Source organism: Lentibacillus sp. CBA3610, assembly GCF_013373365.1.
Taxonomy (GTDB): Bacteria; Bacillota; Bacilli; order Bacillales; family Amphibacillaceae; genus Lentibacillus.
In genome coordinates this window covers 3,274,318-3,295,254 of sequence record NZ_CP035925.1, presented here as the reverse complement: position 1 = coordinate 3,295,254, position 20,937 = coordinate 3,274,318, and the positions used below count along the sequence as shown (strand labels likewise).

General features: G+C 43.1%; 17 protein-coding genes, 1 tRNA gene and 1 pseudogene. 1 reads left to right on the top strand and 18 read right to left on the bottom strand.

The features are described 5' to 3' along the window. Positions 1-364: 364 nt before the first annotated feature. The 6 genes from ftsH to spoIIE form a co-directional block, all read right to left on the bottom strand. On the bottom strand, positions 365-2,434 hold the full coding sequence (gene ftsH / locus Len3610_RS16180; protein WP_176448867.1) for an ATP-dependent zinc metalloprotease FtsH: 2,070 nt from the start codon (positions 2,432-2,434) through the stop codon (positions 365-367). A gap of 184 nt (positions 2,435-2,618) precedes the next feature. Beyond that, entirely contained in the window at positions 2,619-3,167 is a 549-nt protein-coding gene (gene hpt, locus Len3610_RS16175) for a hypoxanthine phosphoribosyltransferase (protein ID WP_176448866.1), read from the bottom strand. Next, positions 3,160-4,563 (bottom strand): tRNA lysidine(34) synthetase TilS, encoded by a 1,404-nt coding sequence (gene tilS, locus Len3610_RS16170; RefSeq protein ID WP_176448865.1) that lies wholly within the window; start codon positions 4,561-4,563, stop codon positions 3,160-3,162. The genes hpt and tilS overlap by 8 nt, the downstream gene beginning before the upstream one ends. Before the next feature lie 101 nt (positions 4,564-4,664). Further along, positions 4,665-5,597, bottom strand: coding sequence for a serine/threonine protein kinase (locus tag Len3610_RS16165; RefSeq protein ID WP_369693596.1), 933 nt, complete (start codon positions 5,595-5,597; stop codon positions 4,665-4,667). Then, positions 5,566-6,306 carry a VWA domain-containing protein gene (locus tag Len3610_RS16160; protein ID WP_176448863.1) on the bottom strand — a complete coding sequence of 247 codons (741 nt, stop codon included), beginning with the start codon at positions 6,304-6,306 and terminating at the stop codon, positions 5,566-5,568. The genes Len3610_RS16165 and Len3610_RS16160 overlap by 32 nt, the downstream gene beginning before the upstream one ends. Positions 6,307-6,535: 229 nt before the next feature. Continuing rightward, on the bottom strand, positions 6,536-8,998 hold the full coding sequence (gene spoIIE / locus Len3610_RS16155) for a stage II sporulation protein E (protein ID WP_176448862.1): 2,463 nt from the start codon (positions 8,996-8,998) through the stop codon (positions 6,536-6,538). A gap of 245 nt (positions 8,999-9,243) precedes the next feature. Here spoIIE and Len3610_RS16150 point away from each other — a divergent pair. Continuing rightward, positions 9,244-9,317 (top strand) — tRNA-Met (locus Len3610_RS16150). Between the two features lie 255 nt (positions 9,318-9,572). Here the strand turns inward: Len3610_RS16150 and Len3610_RS16145 are convergent. The 12 genes and pseudogenes from Len3610_RS16145 to Len3610_RS16090 all read right to left on the bottom strand — a co-directional run bounded on the left by Len3610_RS16145 (position 9,573) and on the right by Len3610_RS16090 (position 20,922). Next, positions 9,573-9,953 (bottom strand): S1 domain-containing RNA-binding protein, encoded by a 381-nt coding sequence (locus Len3610_RS16145; protein ID WP_176448861.1) that lies wholly within the window; start codon positions 9,951-9,953, stop codon positions 9,573-9,575. A gap of 72 nt (positions 9,954-10,025) precedes the next feature. Next, positions 10,026-10,406 carry an FtsB family cell division protein gene (locus Len3610_RS16140; RefSeq protein WP_176448860.1) on the bottom strand — a complete coding sequence of 127 codons (381 nt, stop codon included), beginning with the start codon at positions 10,404-10,406 and terminating at the stop codon, positions 10,026-10,028. A 7-nt stretch (positions 10,407-10,413) separates the two neighbouring features. Continuing rightward, positions 10,414-11,022 (bottom strand): spore cortex biosynthesis protein YabQ, encoded by a 609-nt coding sequence (yabQ, locus tag Len3610_RS16135; RefSeq protein WP_176448859.1) that lies wholly within the window; start codon positions 11,020-11,022, stop codon positions 10,414-10,416. Continuing rightward, positions 11,019-11,318 carry a sporulation protein YabP gene (gene yabP / locus Len3610_RS16130; protein ID WP_176448858.1) on the bottom strand — a complete coding sequence of 100 codons (300 nt, stop codon included), beginning with the start codon at positions 11,316-11,318 and terminating at the stop codon, positions 11,019-11,021. Before yabP ends, yabQ begins: the two co-directional genes overlap by 4 nt. A gap of 55 nt (positions 11,319-11,373) precedes the next feature. Further along, positions 11,374-11,630 (bottom strand): annotated as a pseudogene (locus tag Len3610_RS16125) (RNA-binding S4 domain-containing protein). Between the two features lie 5 nt (positions 11,631-11,635). Then, positions 11,636-13,087, bottom strand: a complete 1,452-nt coding sequence (gene mazG / locus Len3610_RS16120; protein WP_176448857.1) for a bifunctional methyltransferase/pyrophosphohydrolase YabN — start codon at positions 13,085-13,087, stop codon at positions 11,636-11,638. Next, a complete protein-coding gene (locus Len3610_RS16115) occupies positions 13,087-14,670 on the bottom strand; it encodes a putative polysaccharide biosynthesis protein (protein ID WP_176448856.1) in 1,584 nt (527 codons plus the stop codon). Before Len3610_RS16115 ends, mazG begins: the two co-directional genes overlap by 1 nt. Positions 14,671-14,825: 155 nt before the next feature. Further along, entirely contained in the window at positions 14,826-15,362 is a 537-nt protein-coding gene (gene spoVT / locus Len3610_RS16110) for a stage V sporulation protein T (RefSeq protein WP_176448855.1), read from the bottom strand. A 201-nt stretch (positions 15,363-15,563) separates the two neighbouring features. Next, positions 15,564-19,088 carry a transcription-repair coupling factor gene (gene mfd / locus Len3610_RS16105; protein WP_176448854.1) on the bottom strand — a complete coding sequence of 1,175 codons (3,525 nt, stop codon included), beginning with the start codon at positions 19,086-19,088 and terminating at the stop codon, positions 15,564-15,566. 131 nt (positions 19,089-19,219) lie between these two features. Beyond that, positions 19,220-19,450, bottom strand: coding sequence for an anti-sigma-F factor Fin (locus tag Len3610_RS16100; RefSeq protein ID WP_176448853.1), 231 nt, complete (start codon positions 19,448-19,450; stop codon positions 19,220-19,222). A 121-nt stretch (positions 19,451-19,571) separates the two neighbouring features. Further along, complete coding sequence (gene pth / locus Len3610_RS16095; RefSeq protein WP_176448852.1) at positions 19,572-20,132, bottom strand: aminoacyl-tRNA hydrolase; 561 nt, start codon at positions 20,130-20,132, stop codon at positions 19,572-19,574. 148 nt (positions 20,133-20,280) lie between these two features. Further along, positions 20,281-20,922, bottom strand: a complete 642-nt coding sequence (locus tag Len3610_RS16090) for a 50S ribosomal protein L25/general stress protein Ctc (protein WP_176448851.1) — start codon at positions 20,920-20,922, stop codon at positions 20,281-20,283. Positions 20,923-20,937: the final 15 nt, after the last annotated feature.

The following is a 20,937-nucleotide window of genomic DNA, read 5'->3' as shown; positions in this document are numbered from 1 at the left end:
ACACACTGAAAAATTTGAGTGCAACGACACCGCTCCGGAAATACGCTCCGCTGGTGTTGACTTTCTGTTTCTCTCACTAAGACAGAACACGACACGAAGCTGCGGAAAAATGCGACACTCCTGCGGGAAAGGAACAGTCTGAAGACCCCGCAGCGAGCGGGTTTTGCGAGCGAGGAGGCTGAAGCGTTCCCCGCGGAAAGGGAGTATTTTTCCGCAGCGATGAACTAGCACTCAGGCCCCGATAGAATGGGAGGAAGATATTCCAAAAGTTATGTCGTAGTTTATGGATTTTATGCAAAAACACAGTCAAACTTATACAAAAAAGCCCCTCAATTTCATGAGAGGCTGATTGCGTATAGTGTGCTTAATCTTTCTTGTCATCCTGATCAGGGGATGTATCTTTATTATCTTTCTCTTCTTCTTCCTGCTCTTCCTGCGTTTCTTCTCTGTGTTTTTTATCGGCCTTTTCCTTGGCCTCCTCGTATGATTCAGGCTGAGCTTCTTCATTTTGCTTGGATTGGATATTCACTTTGACATCTTCATCCTCATCCTGTTTTTCTGAATCAGAAGAATTTGTCGTTTGCGTCGTCTCACTGTCATCTTCTTCTGGTTCAGGAAGCACGCCATGTTCAAACAGTGATTTAATTTGTCTTTTATCAAGTGTTTCAATTTCCAGCAATGTCTGTGCCATCAATTCGAGCTTATCTTTATGCTCAGTAAGTATATTCTTAGCTCGGTCATAGCAATAATTGATGAAGTTTTGCATTTCTTTGTCAATCTCATGCGCAATTGCATCACTGTAATTCTGATCGTTCTGAATATCACGGCCGAGGAAAACTTCGCCGCCGCCGCTCGTAAACTGCAGCGGTCCAATTTTATCACTCATGCCGTATTCCGTAATCATTTTACGAACAATATTGGTTGCCTGCTGAAAGTCATTATGTGCGCCGGTGCTCACTTCACCAAACATAATTTCTTCAGCTACACGGCCGCCCAATAACCCGGTAACCTTATCGAACAGCTCCGGCTTGGTAATGAAGGCCCGGTCTTCTTTCGGCAGCATGACAGCATAACCGCCTGCCTGACCACGCGGGATAATCGTCACTTTATGGACTTCATCCGCATTTTCCAGCACCGTGCCAATGATGGTATGGCCACTTTCGTGATGGGCAACAATGTTGCGTTCCTTCTCGGAAATAACCTTACTTTTCTTGGCAGGGCCAACAATAACCCGGTCAATGGCTTCGTCGACATCTTCCATATCAATTTGTTCCTTATCGAAACGCGCTGCCACAAGCGCCGCTTCATTCAGCAGGTTCTCCAGGTCAGCCCCGGAAAAGCCTGGTGTACGCATAGCAATTGTCTTCATGTCAACCGTATCAGCCAATGGTTTGTCTCTCGCATGCACCTTCAAGACTTCCTGACGGCCTTTGACATCCGGACGGTTAACCGTAATCTGCCGGTCAAAACGTCCCGGTCTTAACAGAGCCGGGTCCAGAATATCCGGACGGTTGGTTGCGGCAATAATGATAATTCCTTCGTTAACACCAAACCCATCCATCTCAACGAGCAGTTGGTTCAACGTCTGTTCACGTTCATCGTGGCCGCCGCCAAGTCCGGCACCACGCTGACGTCCGACAGCATCAATTTCATCAATGAAAATGATACACGGTGAATTTTTCTTGGCATTTTCAAATAGGTCACGCACACGGGATGCACCAACACCTACAAACATCTCCACGAAATCTGAACCGCTGATAGAGAAGAAAGGTGTCCCTGCTTCCCCTGCAACAGCACGGGCAAGTAATGTTTTACCTGTCCCCGGAGGGCCTACAAGAAGAACCCCTTTAGGGATTTTTGCCCCAACTGATGAGAACTTGCGGGGGTCTTTCAGGAAATCAACAACTTCAACAAGTTCCTGTTTTTCCTCATCTGCCCCGGCGACATCTCTAAATCGGACTTTTTTATTATCTTCACTGACCATTTTCGCTTTATTCTTGCCAAAATTCATGACGCCACGGCCGCCACCGCCGCCTTGAGCCTGACTTAAAATAAAGAAGAAAAATAGCCCTAATATCAGAAATGGTATAATCGTCGTCAGAAATGTAACCCAGCCGCTTGGTTGTTCCTCTTCCGCCACACTGAGCTGACTTTGCTCTTGAGCCTGTCTTGTTATATCTGTAACAAAATCATTCGTATCCGGGACTTGAGCGACAAATTGTTCACCTTCCCCCAATTCTCCGGTGATACGCATGATGCCGTTGGCAGGCTGCATGGTCATTTCATTAATTTCACCATTCGTTAATGCATTCATAAATTCCTGCACATTATATTGTTCTCTTTGGTCATTTTGTCCATTAAATACTCCTATGACGCCTATGACGACTAAGAATATGAGTAAATAAAATATGACATTTCGAAATATCCGGTTCATTCCTTACCTCCTCCCAAGCGGGAAAAACTACAAACAATAGTACCATATTAAAAAGTGCCAACACAACTAATTATACTTACATTTTCATGATCTTAACACAAATATGATCACATTTATGTTAAGGATACATCACAAGGAATTTATGACGTTTTTATGACGGATATGTCTCTATCTTTTACGTTGATTACATGTCTTCCCCACCATAAATCTCCGGCTTAAGCACACCGATATATGGCAAGTTACGATAGCGTTCCTCATAATCCAACCCATAACCAACAACAAATTCATTAGGGACTTCAAACCCGATGACGTCTGCTTTGATATGTGATGTTCTTCCTGTTGGTTTATCAAGCAGCGTAACAATTTTTATCGAATTCGCTTTACGATATTTAAATAAATCCACTAAATAGCTTAAGGTCAGACCGCTGTCAATAATATCTTCAATAATTAATAAATCACGGCCCTCAACCTTTGTATCCAAATCTTTTACAATTTTAACTTCACCTGATGAACGCATGCCGCCGCCATAACTTGATACATCCATAAAATCCATCTCAAGATGCGTGTGAATATGCCGCAGCACATCTGACATAAAGGGCATCGCTCCTTTTAAAACACCTACAGCCAAAGGGAATCTCCCTTCGTATTCCTTCGTCAGCTGCTCGCCGAGTTCTGCGCATTTAGCGGCAATTTCATCTTCTGTTATCAATATTTTTTTTATATCGTTATGCATGCTTCTCCTCCTTCCCGTACGTCAATTGAATATAATTCCCTTTTTGAGTTTTTCCGGACGGCAGTCTTTTTTTTAAACCGGGCAGCCATAGAATCTCACCATTATTATCAGTTATAACAGGCCATGTATCCCTTTCATTTAATGGAATTTTGGCATCAATAAAGATATCTTTCACCTTTTTACTTCCGTTTAACCCTGGCCAGCTCATGCGATCACCAGCTTTTCGTGTCCTAATATGCAGTGGCAGGGCCACAGTATCCTCTTGACAAACATACGCCATCTCGCCCTGCAGCTCTGGATGGCTGGTAATATCCGCTGAAATAACCATCCCATTCGGTAATACCGTCTCACCTGGAAGTTCCATAATCATGTGATACGAAAAGGTTTGAGAGTGATTTTCCGGGAAGTAAAACACCATGGTCTGATACGATCTTTTTAACTTTAAATTGTGGGGAAAATCAATTCGGCTATTACCATAATCCGTCTCCAGCATTATAAAAAATTGATTCTCATGTACATACGAAATCGTTGGTTGCGAGTATTCATTGTACAGATAATTTAATACTAGATGAAAGCAGCGCCTTTGTAAAGAACGCGGATAGGTCTTAAATGTATGAATGTTAAAGCTCGCAGCCGTTTCCGGGTTGTCGAATATCACGACCTGTTCAGCCATCTTTTCAGCTTCCTGTATTAAAAACGCCTCATCTTCTTGAAGTGCCTGGCTTAAATGCCGAGTCGTCTGATGCAGATTTTGATTCTTCTCTTTTAATAATGGAAGTACACTGTTCCGGTAATAGTTTCGTGTATATGTATTTTCCTCGTTGGATGGATCTCTCCTGGGTGTAATCGCATTTTCCCTGCAATAGTTTTCGATGGTTTCTTTTGTGACACACAAAAAAGGTCTAATGATTTTTCCCGATGCAAATTTCCGTTCTAATGGCATTCCGGCCAGTGACTTGACGGTGGCTGAGTGTACGAATCCCATTAGCATTGTCTCTGCTTGGTCATCCCCGTGATGCCCCAGTGCAAGATAATCGGCATGATACATGTTCATCTGCTCGGCAAGAAATTGATAGCGGAGTTCTCTTGCAGCGATCTGTGTCCCGGTATGCTTTGCTTGTTTATAAGCAGGGACATCCAACGACGTTCCGACAAATTCAATCTCCCACTTCCCGCAGATCTGTTTGACATAATCGAGGTCTTCCAATGACTCTCCGCCCCGGAGCTGATGGTCGACAGAAACTGCAATCAGCCGCAAGTTCCATTCTCGCATGATACGCCAAAAAAAATGAAGCAGTGCCATCGAATCCGGCCCGCCCGAAACAGCAATTAAAACAGTAGAATTTTCCTTTATCAGTTGATGACGTTTAATAAATGCGCGAACTGTATTTTCCATCGCAGGTTCCTTTCGTTTATAAGAAAGATTCCTTTCATTATCATCTTTTTCATTTTACCACAATTTTAATACATGACAAAGCGTCATGATATAAAAACAGCTTATGGCAGAAGTAACGAAAAAAGATAGTAAAACAGTGCAACAAGTGCGATCCCGCTACCCTCTGCCAGTGGTGCTTTACCGGAACCTGAGCGATTCGATGGTTTACCTGATCTCCCCGTGATTCCCGCACGGTTAATTGTATTTAATAATTCATTCCGCATGTCTGCTGCCGATTGATATTTGCCCAGAAGTGCTTTTTTCAGGGGTTCCCTGTATAAACGCAATGGCCTGGCATCATGCAGTTTTTTCAATAATGTAGCCTTTGGGTTCGGCCCTTTTTCAAACCGCTTTGGATAGTATATATGTAAAAACACCATCACTAATGCAAATAAATCATAGCCTGGTTCTGCTCGCCTTGAGCCCATTCCCCAGTAGCCCCGGTCATAGAATTCCGTATACTCTTTGATTGCTCTGCCGATCTGTGTTGTACCTCCGACATCAATCCAGCGTATTTTCGGTGGCTGTGACAGTACGATGAGATTTTCAGACTTAAAATCACCAAATACCCACCCGGATTGATGCAGGTACTCAAGGTCTTCAAGTAATTGCAGCATAAAAATACCAACCCACTCGTGGCCATTCCGGCTGATGAAATGGCCTAACGAATCCCCTTGTAAATACTCCATCACATAGAAGGAATACGTCATATTCCGTGAGATCTCCCAGTCATCCACATCCAGCAAAGAAGGCCCAAGACGACTGGCTTGGGCCTTCTGTAACGATTTCAGGACATTCACTTCCACCGTCATCGATGTATTGTTTTCACTGATTTTCAAGGCTGCATATTTCCCATTATGTTCACATAAATAGACCGTACCAACTGCACCGTTTCCGAGTTTGCGCTTTATGACATAACGGCGCTGATGCCATTTACCGGTAATGACTGTTCCCGGTTTTATATTAATACCCTGCTTCTTCCATGCCTGGTTCATCTTCATCCCTCAAGTTCCGTAACAAGCCTTTCTTGCCAAACTGATACATAGCTTCACGAATTGCCGGCCCTGTTGGTGTAATTCCACCACTTGTCAACTTTGGAAAGATAGAGGAAATCGAATCGAGCTTCGGAGACCAATCCAATACTTTTTCAATATCTTTCCGTTTTCCGGGGAAATTGAAAATAGAAAACCGATTACGGCCAATACGGGCATTTAAACTAATCGATAAGTCAATTAGCGCCTCTTTAACAGTTGGCAGCTTATCATGCATGCTGGCACTCGTATCTGTCAGAACCAGCACTTCCAAGTCACATGTCTCACCCATATCTTCCACGACTTCCATAATTTCGCCGCGTTTTTCCGGTTCAATTTCTTCAAGACTCTGATCCGGGCCAAGTATTTGCTTCAGTTCCTGATTGACAAAACCTTGCAATGTTTGTGTCATGGCTTGTTTAGTCACAGTTTGCACGGTTTGCGCTAAAGCCTGCTTATAAACAAGCTGACTGATACCGCCCCCGGATAGTGCTATATCTTCTACTTCCTGCAGTCCCTCGGGGTCTTCTGTCTGATCATCATCGAGAATCCCGATCACGTTAACGGTTATCCCTTGCTGTTTTGCGAGAGCAGCCGTCACTTCCGGGTCCTCACCTTTGTTTGAGCAGCCATCTGTAATTAATAATATCTGTTTTAATGTTCCTTTTTTCACATGACATACCTCCCTGCTGATCCATTACCATCATCGCCACATTCTTTGCATAATATACACCATCGCATAAAAGTGAATTCAATCAACAGGGCGCTCTCTCAATCTGATTATTAGTTGAACCTCGCACGAAAAAGAGGGCTGCGGGTTACATAAAACGGCAGTCCGGATGAGGCATATCTATGGCTGCAGCGGACTGCCCTGTTGCATACACTGCCACTGTCGTCCTCTTTCATAGCGCCTGTTCTGCATAAAATGCGTTTTCGATAGGGATCGATGTCCATTGTGGTGAATTTTTCGTAACCTTGGCAACCACTACTGTCATATCATCCTCAATGGCCCCTTCTCTTGTTCGGACGACCTCCTCCAGTATTAAATCAGCCATTTCCTGTGGATCATCCGTTTTCATATCCCTAAGTTTCCGTTTAAGCCATACATCTGTATTTTCGATATGTTTCGGCCCGTCCAAAATACCATCACTCATCATGATTAAAATATCACCCGACTTCAGCTGTTCCCCGACAATATCGACATCGAATTCCTGTATGATTCCCATGGGCAGATTGCTCGCCTCAACATTAATGATTTCCTCACCCCGTTTAATCAGGCTTGGTGTCGAACCAATTTTCAAAAATCTTACAAACGCGTTATGCAGATTGATAACCGCCAGATCCAATGTCGCATACATTTCATCCGTCGTTCTTAACGAAAGAATGGAATTAATGGATTTGATGGCTACACTCTCCGGGATGCCTGTCTGTAAAATTTGCTGCAATAGTCTTAATGTCTCTTCGCTTTCTTCACTTGCCCGTCTGCCATTTCCCATACCATCACTGATTGCCATTGCATATTTGCCTTCTCCAAGTTCAATCGTCCGGTAACTGTCACCGGAAATAAGCCCGCCGCCTTTCGCAGCATTCGCGATGCCTGCATCAACGACGTATTCTTTTGCCGAGCCAAACACCAATTGACAATAGCCATTCGGAAATGGCGAGACTTCTTCTTTTTTCACGATGATCATTTCATTTAAAATATCAGATAAAACCGGGGCAATCAGCTTTGAACCTTCCCCGCGGTAATCATAAAAGGACAGTGTCATCTCAAGGTCAACATTCCCTTTTTCCAGCCGATAAATGTCGAGCTTTTCCAATACAATGCCCATGTTTTTTAATGTGTTCATAATTTGCAATTCCTGTTTTTCATGATGCTGGCGCTCCTTAAGTATTTCGTTGGCAAAATCGTCCATGACTTCAGAAACACCCTGCAATTGATCGGATACGAACCGTTTGCTTTCCATCACTTGTTTCTTTAACTTTTTATTAGCTTCGTAAAATGAAATCTCCTCTTTCATTGTATCGAGGACTTTCCTTGATTTGACACAATGATTTTCAAATTCACGAACTGATTTACGATTTGGTTCTTGCCCTTCAGCCAGGTCATCCTTTAAATCTTCCATTAAGGTGTAGGTTTTATCAAATTGCTGCTGCCAGCATCGTTCTTTCATGAAACAGGACTGGCACGTTTTTTCCGTCACCTGGCTCAGAAAATAGTCTGTCTCGCGCCTCTCATTCACAGTATCTTCTTTCATTTCCTCCGCCGCTGAAAAGCTTTTCGACAGGGCTTCAAACACATCGGAAAATTGCTCAACACGTTTAGCTGTTACATTTCGGACTTTTTGCAGGTATTGTTCCTGCTCATTCGTATGTTCTTCGGTTCCCGGAATATACCTGGACAGTTTTTTGATCCAGCCGGATGGCGTGATCAAAAACAAGCAAATCGCAATTGACGTTTCCAAAAGTGACGGTACAATATTGGCCGCATCAGCATAGATTGCAATCAGAAATGTCCCGACTAAAAGTCCGAGGCTGACACCGACCTTATTGCCTTCTTTGAGCAACCCCCCAAGCAGTCCGGAGAAAGCAAGCAAACTCATCTGATAGAGATTGGCGACATTGGCAAGTGACAAGATAAGTCCAGCAACGACGCCAACCGTTGATCCAATAGCTGCGCCCCCGACAAATGCAAGCAGCAGAACAAAATACCGGGAAAAAACTTGTTCGATTGATGCATTATACACTTCCCAGCCAATTGTACCTGTCAGAATGGACGCGATAAGTATAATCATACAAACAATTTCTTCATTTTTTAATGCGGGTTTAAAACGTTGTGGTGATAATAACGGAATACTCTGCATAAAGATTAATACCAGGACAGTTCCCAAAACGCCCTCAACCAATAAAAGCATCCATTCATATGAGGTAAGTTGTCCCCAGATTGAATAAATAAATAACCTGGGTGCTACGGATGAAAAAAATACAAACAATGGTATAAGCAGATGCTGCCGTTTAGCATGTTTGAAAATACCGGCCAAAAGAACAAACGAAATCATGGCCAGTATAATAAACACCCCGTGGGTAACAGAGAAACTCAGCGCCCCGGCCAAGGCAGCGAGCATCACCTTTGGAGCCTTGTCTCTATGTATAATCCAAATGGCAGCTAAAAAAGCGATGGCAAACGGTGAAACGACCGATAATATGACAGCTCGTCCAAGCAAAAAACCGACAAGAAAATATAGCCAGCCTTTTTCAAAAAGCAATGTTTTCATTTGTGCGGAAAGTTTCCAGCGAATTCTTTCCAACATCCCCTGTTTCATGCCAAATGCTTTGGATTCCACTCCTGAAACTGAATTGATCATACAATACCACTCCTTCTTGCCAAACATTAAAACACATCATGCATTCTTTTTTTGTCAAAACAACAGAGCAAATCCAAAAAATCGTTCGACTGGTTTCTAAATGGACAAGCGATTTTCTACATATCATTCCGTATTCTGTTTAGTAGTGTCATGTTTTCATATCATTACCGGTCATTAAATCCATCAGGAATTTTTCATTGACACACTGCCGTTCCTGTTGTATTATATTGTTTGTGACTGAAATTGGCGGTGTAGCTCAGCTGGCGAGAGCATACGGTTCATACCCGTAAGGTCGGGGGTTCGAACCCCTCCGCCGCTATTAAATAGAAAAACTCGGCATTCGCCTCGTCTTTCCAGAGGTCAGATGCCGGAAGTCAGACTTGGAGAAATCGGCGAATCAGCCGATTTCTTTTTTATGCAAAGATTGTTGTTGCTGACGAACAAACGCATAACAACAGGGTGTTATAGAGAACCTGTTAAACCCCATACAAAAAAGCAGGTGCTGCTTCTAAACGCAGCACCTGCTTTTTGTATATGGTAAATTTATTATCAACTTCTCATAGACAGCAAACAGCTATCCTCTTTTAGCACCTCGACCTCCGCGTTTGGATTCTGTGTGCTTTTTCAAAGAGGCTAAACGTTCATCCGAGTCTTTAAGAAATTTATTCATTTTTGACTCAAATGATTCCGTACGTTGACGATTCCGCTGACGTGGCGGCCTATCCTTCGCTTTCTTGATGGAAAGCCCAATCTTACCATCCTTTTCGACATTGATCACTTTTACCGTTACCTCGTCACCAACGCTTAAGTGATCATTAATGTCTTTCACGTAATTATCGGCAACCTCACTAATGTGGACAAGCCCTGTTTTGCCTTCCTCAATTTCAACAAAGGCCCCAAAATTAGTAATACCGGTTACCTTTCCCTGCAGCTTGCTGCCTACTTCGATTGACATTAAAAAAAGCTCCTCCTTAGATTTTTAAAAAGTATACTCCCTACATATTATAGCGAGTGTTGTAAAAGTGTGTCAATAAGATGGCTCCTCATCAGGTACTTTAAAAATTAATTCGCCTTCTTGTGAGAAAAAATAATTTGTCCGGGCAATATCCAATACATATTCCTCGTCATTGAGCAAATTAATTTCTTCTTTTAAATTCTGCTCCTCATTTTCAAGTGTTGCCATCTCATTCCGGAGCTGCTCATACTGGTCCTCTTTTTCCGCGTAAAGCGCACGCTGGTTAAAATGGTAGGCAGTCAAACTGCCGACAGCTATTGCGACTACAATTGAAAATAAAACCAGACGACGCATCAGGCGTTGTTTCTTTCTTTTTTGTCTTTCTATGTAGGCATCATATTGCTGCATATAATTTGAATCTAATCTTGCAACGTTTTTTTTCCTTAAAGGCACTGGCTTTCTACCTCCTCTTGGACATCCAATGGTGCAGCTTTTTCAGCCATTTCTTACATGTATTCTCTATTGTACTATAAAATCCTGCAATTTTGTGTAAATTTTTTTGAATTGATTGAGGAAGCATGCGAAAAATCATTCGCAGCAGCCAAAAAACCGGCACAAACACAATTTTAAAGATATATCGAACCAGACTTAATAGTAAATTCACCGTAAATACACCAATGGTTATGAGCAACTGAATGATAAATTTCACTGGTGTGACGATAACGGTTTTAAACATATTTTCCAGGAAACGGGAAATCGCTGCAATAACCCGGATGACATGTTCCAGCAGCCTTTTAAATGCGCTGGCAGCTAAAGCCCGGTACATTGAAAATCCCAATAAAACGGCCAGAAATACGTAGAAACGCAGCTCCCCGCTATTAGCCAGAAATAATACATAATATAATAACATTGTCTGGGTCAGCCAAAAACTTATTTCCATGAAGTATATCAGGAAGACTCGCTGTTTCCAATAGATGGAGAGACGCCTGAACGTATCCAGCGCCATCCCCAGATAGAAACCGCCGGCGATCATGGAAATCATCGTTATGAACTGCACATCAAGCGTCATTTGAATAGCTTGCTAAAGAATCCTTTAGCTTTCTCCTGATGATGTTCATCAACATAGGAAAGCTCGTACACTTTACCTTTGATTGTGACCAGGCCGTCACCTACATCCAGGTTTTTTAATTGCAGGTTCTGCCCGCGGATGATTAAATAACCCATCACCGTTTCCAGCAGAAATTCTTCATTATCAAAACTATCGACTTCCTTAACGCCTGTTATCTCCAGATTTTTTCGGTTATTGACTTTTACAGTATGCTCCTGGTCCGTACGTTTAACCGGTTGCTGTTCATAATAATTCATACACTTCGCCCTCCTTGTCACTATTACTGTATGATAGAAGGGACAAGTGTAGAACCTAATTCACTTTCTCTTCATTGATCACTTTATATAGGCTTTCGGCTTCATCTTTTTTTGTCGCTTCTTTTAACGATGTCACTTCAAGCGTCACAACTTTTTGACCGAACTGATCACGAGTTCATCACCAACAGACAGGATACTCGAGGCTTTCGCCGGGTTCCCATTGATGGTAATACGCCCCTGACCGGCTACTTCCTTAGCCAGCGTCCTGCGTTTGATGAGCCTTGAAACCTTCAGGAATTTATCCAGTCGCAATTCAATCACTCTTTTCCTTTAGCTTGATTCCAATAATAATCCATTTCTTCAAGGGTGACTTGTTTGATATCTTTCCCCTTTGCCTGTAATTCCGTTTCAATATGGGAAAACCTCGAAACAAACTTTTGATTTGTCTGATTCAGAGCAATTTCCGGATTGATTTTATAATACCGTGAGATGTTGGCTAATACAAACAATACATCACCAAGTTCTTGTTCAAGCTCAGACTGTTTCCCGGAATTGACAGCTTCCTGTACTTCATCCAATTCCTCTTCAAGCTTTTCCCATATATCCTGTATGTCCTCCCAGCCAAATCCGACTTTCGCTGCTTTTTTCTGCAATTTAAAAGCCTTGGCCAAGCCTGGCAGCCCGGTCGGAACGCCATCCAATACCGCGTCGCGCTGATGACCTTTTTCCGCCTGCTTCAGAGCATCCCACGTCCTGTGAACAGCATCCACTGTTTCAGCTGATCGATCTCCAAAAACATGCGGATGACGATGGATCATTTTATCGGTAATCGAACGAATGACATCATCTATTGAAAAATAACCGTCATCTTCACCAATCTGACTATGCAGCATCACCTGCAGCAGCATATCTCCCAGCTCTTCAACAATACCATCATCATTCTGTTCATCAATTGCTTCAATCAATTCATAGACTTCTTCAATGGCATATTCCCTTAATGTTTCATGAGTCTGGGCACGATCCCACGGACAGCCATCCGGGCCTCTTAATGCTGCCATCGCCTCACGCAGCTGAGTAAATGTATGATGGAGCATTTCGTCCGGTACAGGCGGGATATAAATGGAGATTAAATTATTTACATCAGGAAATGCGCGATCCAGTTCTTCCAAAGAAACTTCAGTAATTGTTTCCTGATCGCTTCCTGCTGCCTCCACAATTTTCACTGTATAATCCGGCGGCAGATCTTCAAGCAGCGTCAGTTTAACATCCGATGCGATAAACCGGTCATATACCTGGCTGAAAATAATATGGTGCTGATAGTTAAGCTGACTCCGATTAAATGACGTTCCATCAATGAATTGAAAGCCCTCAATTGGATCTATTTTGAGTGATGTGAACAGGGCATCAAGATAACTTTGCCCGCCAACGACATTGACCGGTATATTATCCTGATTCAATAACAACTGTACGGTTTTTTCTGCAAGCATCGGGTGGCCTGGAACAGCATACACGATATTGTGACGCTGTGCTTTTTCAAGCAATGTATCAGTAATATGCTGATACACATCCTCAAACCGTTCCGTTGTCTCGTAGGCTTGATCAAAGGAAGTGAAAGTCATTCCTTCCTGCATTAACTGTTTGACTGCCGGATGGTCAATCGTACGCACGTATCGTTTACTTTCATTCGCTGCAAGTTTTCTATAAATACCCAATGATAATTGATCCAGGTCACCGGCACCAAGCCCTATAATTTCAATGGTGTGACACATTAACGATCCCTCTCTTTATGAATTCGAATCCATACCCGTGCAAATGGCAGCATGGAAAGTTGCCTGTCTGTAAAGGCCTTTAGTCTGAGCAAAAGAGCCAAATAAATCATTGCTCCAACGATTGAAATGAACATGACATAAAGTAATAAACCGAACCTCGATGCAATCGGCCCAATCAGGTAATCCATGCCCAATAAAAATAGAACCATTCCCGTTGTGGCTGTAAGAAGTGCAGCCCAGTTCACATGTTTATTAAGGTGAAGGCCAGGCAGCTTTCGTTTTAACCCAATCAACATCAACCCGGCAAAAACGGCTAAACTGAGAACTGTTGCCAAAGCACTTCCGTCAATCCCCAACAGAGGCACCAGCGTTTGATTGCCAATCCACTTCAGGAAAAACGCAGCGGCGATAAACCCGGCTGTACGTTTCATATAACCCAGCCCCTGTAGAATCGAAGCAGCCGTTATACCGATGGAACTGAGGAACACGGCAATCGCCAGGATTCTCAGGGTCCCTGTGCCATCATCATTCTGAAAGAGCAACCGATTCGTTTCCGGAAAAATCGTGATTAATCCGACTGCCGCACCGACTGCTAAATAAAAGCTGATCAGCATGGCGCTGCGGATGGAGCCATGAAGTGTTTGGGCATTTTGCTTCAACTTTTCATCCGATATGACTGGCATTAAAGCTAATGCAAACGATGACCCTAAAACAGTTCCAAGCTGAATCAACGGCTGGCCACGGTCAAAAACCCCTTTCGTCTTCATTGCCTCATCCTTGGTGAGCCCGTATTCCTGTAAAGACGGAATGAGTGTAAGCGTGTCGGCAAATTGAATAATAACCAACACCATGTGGTTTAAAGCAGCAGCTATTCCCAAAATGAACAATGATTTCACGTAATAGTGCCAGGGAATTGTGAAATGCTGTTTTTCAACCGGTTTATACCGGATAAAGTAGACAAGGAGAATAATCACTCCAATCAATGCGCCTGTGACCGAAGCTACCACCGCAGCTCGTCCTATGGCATAGATATTTTCCTGCCACAAATAAAACCATACCGCAGCAGCAATGATCAGTATAACACGCGTCAATTGCTCACCGATTTGTGAATAGGCTGTCGGCTGCATTTGCTGCATTCCCTGAAATACCCCGCGCATAAGGACGGGAAAGGGAATCACTAAAAAGATAAATGCGGCCAATTGATATGTTTGCTTCAGGTTAGGATCTCCTGCCCACACCGCTATTTCCTCTGCATTGAATACCAGAAACAGAAAAACACTGCCGGACATGAAAAACAGCAACAGAAACACAGGTATGTAAAAGTTCCGCAGCGAAAGACCCCTTCCTTGTGTTTTCATATCGACTGTCATCTTTGAGATAGCGGAAGGGAAACCATATAGCGCCAGAATCATGGCGATTGCTAAAAACGGATAGACCTGCTGATACACATAAAATCCCAAATCACCTGTAAGATTTTGCAGTGGAATCCGATAACCGGCACTTAAGAGTTTGCTGATGAACCCTGCCAATGTCAGCAATAAAGCACCTTTCATTAATTTGTTGTGCTCATTCCCCTTCATCATAAACGCCTTTCCATGCTGAACTGATTGTTACTCATTATAGCATAACAATCACAAGCACCCTATAACTACGAATAAACAGAAAAAAGTGCCATCAACTAATGACACTTTTTCCGCTAAGGCTAAGGTTGTACTATAGCGAGGGTTTGACAGGCTGGTTACTCCATTTGCCTGGCCATAAAACTTGAAGCTGTCTGGGCTGCCTTTTGCTCAACTTCACTTAATTTATCGCCATCTTTGGAAAACAGCATAACACAACCGATTGGATCACCATTAGCAATAATCGGGCTAATGCAATACGAATCGAGCTGTTCATCCTGTCCATGGATAAGCTCTGCTGAAGACTTTTCCGTTTCGTACGTCATCATACGTTCTTCCATCGTCTTTTCTGGCTGTGAACCGATACTCTTATTCAAATAATCCTTTTTGGACTCGCCAGCCACAGCAATAATCTCGTCCCGGTCACAAATAAGAACCGGGCAGTTGAGCGAATCAAAGAGTGCTTCTGCATACTCTTTAGCAAAAGAACTCAACTCATTTATTGGAGAGTATTTTTTTAAGATAACTTCGCCTTCCCGGTCCACAAATATTTCTAATGGGTCGCCTTCACGTATACGCAACGTTCGTCTGATTTCTTTTGGAATTACAACTCGACCTAAATCATCAATGCGACGTACAATTCCTGTTGCTTTCATCTGTATGGAGCCTCACTTTCTACGATGTTTGTATCTGGTGTATGTATTTTCAGTGGTTTCCTCCATGAGAAAAAAACACCAGTTGTGAGTTTAGTATGAATCATCTTGAAAGAACTATACATCAATTAGCAAAACTTGGCTGAATCACCGTTTTCCGGAACAGTCAGATGCTGTTGTGTACATTTGCTTTTGGATCAGGACTTACGCATCCCGGTTGACTTTCGAGAGATGGCTGATAAAGTTTTCGACTTTGTCATAGCGCTGGTGCTTGGTATCACGGGTCCATTTATACAGCACCTTCAACTTATTGCCTTCTGTACCAAGTTGTATTTCCCGCCCAAATTGATTGGCCAGTTCAAATAATTTTGATCCATCAACTTCCTGGCTGCGGTTGGTGCTGACAAGTATTTCTATTTTGCCAGGCTTTTCAATAATGGATTCAACCCGCTGTTCTTTTGCCTGTCGTTTGAGCGATGATACAGTAAATAGGTTCGCCACTTCTTCCGGATAATCCCCGAAACGGTCAATCAACTCATCTTGAAGCTCCCCGGTATCGTCAGATGATGAAATGGACTGGAACTGTTTATAAATATCAATCTTCTGTTTTTCATCATCAATGTATGATTCCGGAATGTAAGCATCAAGTGTCAGTGATAATTCCGGTTCAAACGTTTCGATTTCATCAAGTTGTTTACCCGATTGACGTGCTTCGATGGCATCTTTGAGCATCTGGGAGTACATATCAAACCCAACGGAATCAATAAATCCATGCTGCTGAGCCCCTAGCAGATTCCCGGCGCCCCGGATGGACAAGTCACGCATGGCGATTTTAAAACCGGAGCCGAGTTCAGTGAATTCCTTAATCGCCTCCAATCGTTTTTCAGCAACTTCACTTAGCACTTTATCTTTATGGTACGTAAAATAGGCATAGGCCACCCGATTGGAACGGCCGACTCTTCCCCTTAACTGATAAAGCTGACTGAGCCCCATCCGATCAGCCTGATTAACGATTAATGTGTTGACATTTGGAATATCGACGCCTGTTTCAATGATTGTCGTGCTGACCAGCACATCATATTCACCTTCCAAAAAGGCAAAAATGATATTTTCCAGTTCATTTTCATTCATCTGTCCATGGGCGACAGCTATACGCGCGTCTTCAACGAGCATGCCAAGATCCCTGGCGGCCTTATCAATATTATCCACCCGATTATGAAGGAAAAACACCTGCCCCCCGCGTGACATTTCACGCTCGACTGCCTCTCGTATAAAGACAGGATTATATTCCATCACATATGTCTGGATTGGGAAACGGTTTTCCGGCGGCGTTTCAATAACTGACAGATCACGAACACCAAGCATTGACATATGCAATGTTCTTGGAATTGGTGTTGCGGTCAATGTCAGGACATCAACATTCGATCTCAGTTGTTTGATTTTCTCTTTATGTTTGACACCAAACCGCTGTTCTTCATCCACGACCAGAAGGCCTAAATCACGATAGGTCACATCTTTCGATAATAAACGATGTGTGCCAATCACGATGTCAACCTTCCCTTTTCGAATGCCTTCGATCGTCTCTTTTTGCTGATTTCTTGTGCGGAAGCGGCTTAACATACCAATCGTGACAGCTTGATCCTGGAATCTCTCCCGGATCGTTTCAAAGTGTTGTTGCGCCAGAATAGTCGTCGGAACCAAAAAGGCGACTTGTTTTCCGTCCGCCACTGCTTTAAATGCAGCGCGGATAGCTACTTCCGTCTTCCCATAACCGACATCACCGCAAAGCAGACGATCCATCGGGCGTTCTCTTTCCATATCTGCTTTAATTTCCGCAATACACCGCAATTGATCTTCGGTTTCTTCATATGGAAAAGCTGCCTCAAACTCACGCTGTATGTCCGATTCCTCACTGAATGCATAGCCTTGTCGGGCTTCACGCTCGGCATACAGTTTTATCAGATCATCCGCAATATCCTCTACATTGGACTGAACTTTCCGTTTGACTTTGGTCCATTCACTGCCGCCCAATTTGTGCAGCTTTGGCTCTTTGCCCTCAGAAGCAACAAATTTCTGGACAAGATCGATTTGGTCAATCGGCACATATAATTTATCATCACCGGAATATCTGATCAGCATAAAGTCTTTATGCAAATCGTTCATATCAAGTGTTTCAATGCCTAAATATTTACCAATTCCATGATGAGCATGAACAACGTAATCGCCCACCTTCAGCTCCTGATAATTTTTAATGCGTTCAGCATTGGATATCTTCTGTTTCTTACGCGGACGTTTTGTTTTCTTTTTAAACAATTCATGCTCTGTAATCAGTACAAGCTTATGCATTGGAAATTCGATACCGTTGCTGATCTCGCCGACTGTTATCGTTGGTCTTCGCACCGGCAGCTCCAAGTGACTCACCACATCCGCTTCAATCGAATAATCCGCGAATATTGAATGAATCTTTTCAGCCCGCTTTTCATCCGGTGCCAGTACAACCACCGAAAAGTCACCTTTTTCCCAGCGTTTGAGTTCATTTTTAAACAAATTCATTTGCCCATGAAATTCCTGCATGGCACGCGTGGATAAATTAACGATATTTTGCGGCTGGGTGTTCGGTATGTGCCGTAAAAAAACAGACATGTAAACACGTTGGTGAGAGATGCTTTCCCATACCGTATTCCAATCAAAAGAAAATTGACTGTTTCGTACCATTTTGTTCGCCTCAAGCAAGGTACTATACCATTCAGCCTCTTCTGTATCAAGATTGGTTGCCGTTTCCTGGATTCTGCTCATTTCATCCAGCATGATTAACCCGTCAGAAGGCAAATAGTCTAGCAAACTAGCGGGCTTGTCATAGAGAAAACCAATGTATTTATACAATTCCTGAAAGTGTTCCAGGTTCTTTAAACGTTCGATATCAGATTCAATGGTCTCAGCCAATGCTTCTTTTGCTTCCGGATTATTCAGCTTTTTCAGCGATTCAGCTAATGCTGTTTCCAAACGCTGTGCAGCTGTCAGTCTATCTTCCTCAGTCAGCAGCATTTCAGTAGCAGGACCAATCATAACCGCCGATTGTTTATCCAATGAACGCTGGCTTTCTGCATCAAAAAAACGAATGGAATCTATTTCATCATCGAATAACTCGATACGGACCGGGTGTGTCTGGGTCACCGGATAAATATCAATGATACCGCCGCGACGACTGAATTCACCCGGCGTTGTAACCATTGATGCATGTTCATAGCCCATATCGACCAGACGTGACAGATACGTCTCCAAATCAATTTCCTCACCGGTTTTAAAACTCAGCTGGTATTTTTCCCAATAATCGGTTGGCGGTAAGATGCGTTTCAGCGCTGCCACGGGAGCAATTAATATACCTGATTCCTTTTGTGACCACGCTGATAGTGCCTCAATCCGAGAAGCTTTAAGTTCCGGGCTGGCAATCGCAATTTCCGATGCAATCAATTCATTAACAGGATACAAATGAATATGCTCTTCACCAACAAATGCTGCCAAGTCATCATGCAATTGCTGTGCTTGTGCAAGCTGGTGCGTTACAAGCAAAATAGGCCGCTTTAGGGATTCATTCAAAATGGACACAAAAAGACTTCTGGCAGATCCCGAGAGCCCTGCTATGAGCTGCTCATTCATACCACCTGATAAGCCATCAATAACTGATGCTACATCTTCGTTTGATCGTAAAAAATCATGAATTCCGTTCATTTTTCCCCACCTGTTTACGTGCAAAAATGCCTTGATGCCTACTATTAGTGGTTGTTCAAAAGGCGGATATACCATACCTTTTGAACAATCCCTATCAGGGCTCACCAAAGCTTTTCACTTAATATATCATATTATTGTATAAAATAGTCCAGTTCATGATACTGCGGATGACTCCCTAGTGACTCCTCACAGCTTTCACAGATGGACTTGATGGTTACATCACCATTCGATTCATAGCTAATCATATCACGTTTTTCCTCAGATGATAACTGATCCAACCCAAGCATTGACGTATCAACCATTTGCTGATTCAGCTTACCAATTTCCTGGCCACAATGTCTGCATTTATAGACAATCGGCATAAAATACCTCCTCGAATAACCATAAGGTATCCTAAAGTTTATCCGAAAAGCGTATTTTTATACTTATAGAAGTCGTTCAAAAGAGACTTACAGGAACTTTGGGACGACTCATCCTCCAGCTTTAACTGTTAAATTCATTCATGACCTCAGCAAACGGTTTCTGTATCCATGCTTCACACGCGTCAGCACTTTTTTCGATGCTTAATTGAACATCCTCCTGCTGTTCTTTTGAAAAAGACCTTAATACATAATCCACCACAGGCATGGCTGTATCCGGCCGCCCAATCCCAATACGAAGGCGGTTGAATTCCTTTGTTCCCACATGGTCGATAATTGAACGGATACCATTATGCCCACCGTGTCCGCCTTTTTGACGCAACCGGATTTTTCCCGCCGGCAGATCGAGATCATCATAGATAACAAGGACATCTGCAGGATCAATCTGATAAAAGTCCATTAACGGCCGAACCGACTCACCGGAAAGGTTCATGAATGTCTGTGGCTTCAGGAGAATCACCTTTTCGCCATCACGTGTTTCCACGGTTGACTTCCCGTTAAATTTATCTTTTTTTAATTTCCAGCGATTGCGATCAGCTAACGCATCGATGACCATAAAACCAACATTATGACGCGTTTTGCTATATTTTCTGCCCGGGTTGCCCAGGCCTACGATACATTTCATTTGGTTACTTCCTTTGTCATACGATTATAAGACTTCTTTCTGTAAAATTGTTGTTTCGTTAACAATGATGACATGCTGAGCAACCTTGCAATGAAGCAAAACCCTCCTAATAATTGCGACTAGGAGGGTTTATATGGCATGCATGTCTTTATTCGTTTTTCTCTTCCTCATCGTCGTCTTTTGCATCAACCAGTTCCGGTTCAGCACCTTCTTCAGGTTCCGCTTCAAGGTCGTCCATTGTATCCGGTGGAACAACGGTAGCAACTGTCGTATCTTCTTCTTCGATGATTTCGTAGTGATCTGCTTTAGCCAAATCACTGACGGCTAATGTATCGCCAATACCCATTTCTGAGACATCAACCGTAATAGCCTCAGGGATATCTGCTGGTTTGGCTCGTACCTGCAGTTCGTATAATGGTTGCTGCAAGATGCCGCCATCCTTAACACCGGCTGGTTCTCCATCGAGACTAAGAGACACCGACACATCCATTTCCTCCGCCATGTTGACAATATAGAAATCTGCATGAATCACTTCATCCCGCAACGGATTCGTTTGATATTCATGAAGCATGACATCCACAGGCTTCTCATTCTCAATATCAAGTGAGATGATGGCATTTCGGCCTTCATCACGTACGGTCTTGACTAACTCTATACTATTGACGGAAATAGCCTTGGATTCCTTATCCTTGCCATAAACAACTGATGGCACATTTCCACTTACCCTGACTTGCTTTGTTGCAGATTTCGTCAGGTCTTCGCGTTTTGCTGCCTTTAATGTTACTGCCATTCTTAACACCCTCCA

What these genes read in the sequence shown, in the direction of transcription:
- Len3610_RS16100 (WP_176448853.1), bottom strand. Translation starts at nt 19,450, where the DNA reads ATGCCGATTGTCTATAAATGCAGACATTGTGGCCAGGAAATTGGTAAG.
- tilS (WP_176448865.1), bottom strand. Translation starts at nt 4,563, where the DNA reads ATGGAAAATACAGTTCGCGCATTTATTAAACGTCATCAACTGATAAAG.
- ftsH (WP_176448867.1), bottom strand. Translation starts at nt 2,434, where the DNA reads ATGAACCGGATATTTCGAAATGTCATATTTTATTTACTCATATTCTTA.
- Len3610_RS16090 (WP_176448851.1), bottom strand. Translation starts at nt 20,922, where the DNA reads ATGGCAGTAACATTAAAGGCAGCAAAACGCGAAGACCTGACGAAATCT.
- spoVT (WP_176448855.1), bottom strand. Translation starts at nt 15,362, where the DNA reads ATGAAAGCAACAGGAATTGTACGTCGCATTGATGATTTAGGTCGAGTT.
- mfd (WP_176448854.1), bottom strand. Translation starts at nt 19,088, where the DNA reads ATGAACGGAATTCATGATTTTTTACGATCAAACGAAGATGTAGCATCA.
- Len3610_RS16115 (WP_176448856.1), bottom strand. Translation starts at nt 14,670, where the DNA reads ATGATGAAGGGGAATGAGCACAACAAATTAATGAAAGGTGCTTTATTG.
- Len3610_RS16165 (WP_369693596.1), bottom strand. Translation starts at nt 5,597, where the DNA reads ATGAACCAGGCATGGAAGAAGCAGGGTATTAATATAAAACCGGGAACA.
- spoIIE (WP_176448862.1), bottom strand. Translation starts at nt 8,998, where the DNA reads ATGATCAATTCAGTTTCAGGAGTGGAATCCAAAGCATTTGGCATGAAA.
- pth (WP_176448852.1), bottom strand. Translation starts at nt 20,132, where the DNA reads ATGAAATGTATCGTAGGCCTGGGCAACCCGGGCAGAAAATATAGCAAA.
- yabQ (WP_176448859.1), bottom strand. Translation starts at nt 11,022, where the DNA reads ATGACGCTTGATGTGCAGTTCATAACGATGATTTCCATGATCGCCGGC.
- mazG (WP_176448857.1), bottom strand. Translation starts at nt 13,087, where the DNA reads ATGTGTCACACCATTGAAATTATAGGGCTTGGTGCCGGTGACCTGGAT.
- Len3610_RS16145 (WP_176448861.1), bottom strand. Translation starts at nt 9,953, where the DNA reads ATGTCAATCGAAGTAGGCAGCAAGCTGCAGGGAAAGGTAACCGGTATT.
- yabP (WP_176448858.1), bottom strand. Translation starts at nt 11,318, where the DNA reads ATGAATTATTATGAACAGCAACCGGTTAAACGTACGGACCAGGAGCAT.
- hpt (WP_176448866.1), bottom strand. Translation starts at nt 3,167, where the DNA reads ATGCATAACGATATAAAAAAAATATTGATAACAGAAGATGAAATTGCC.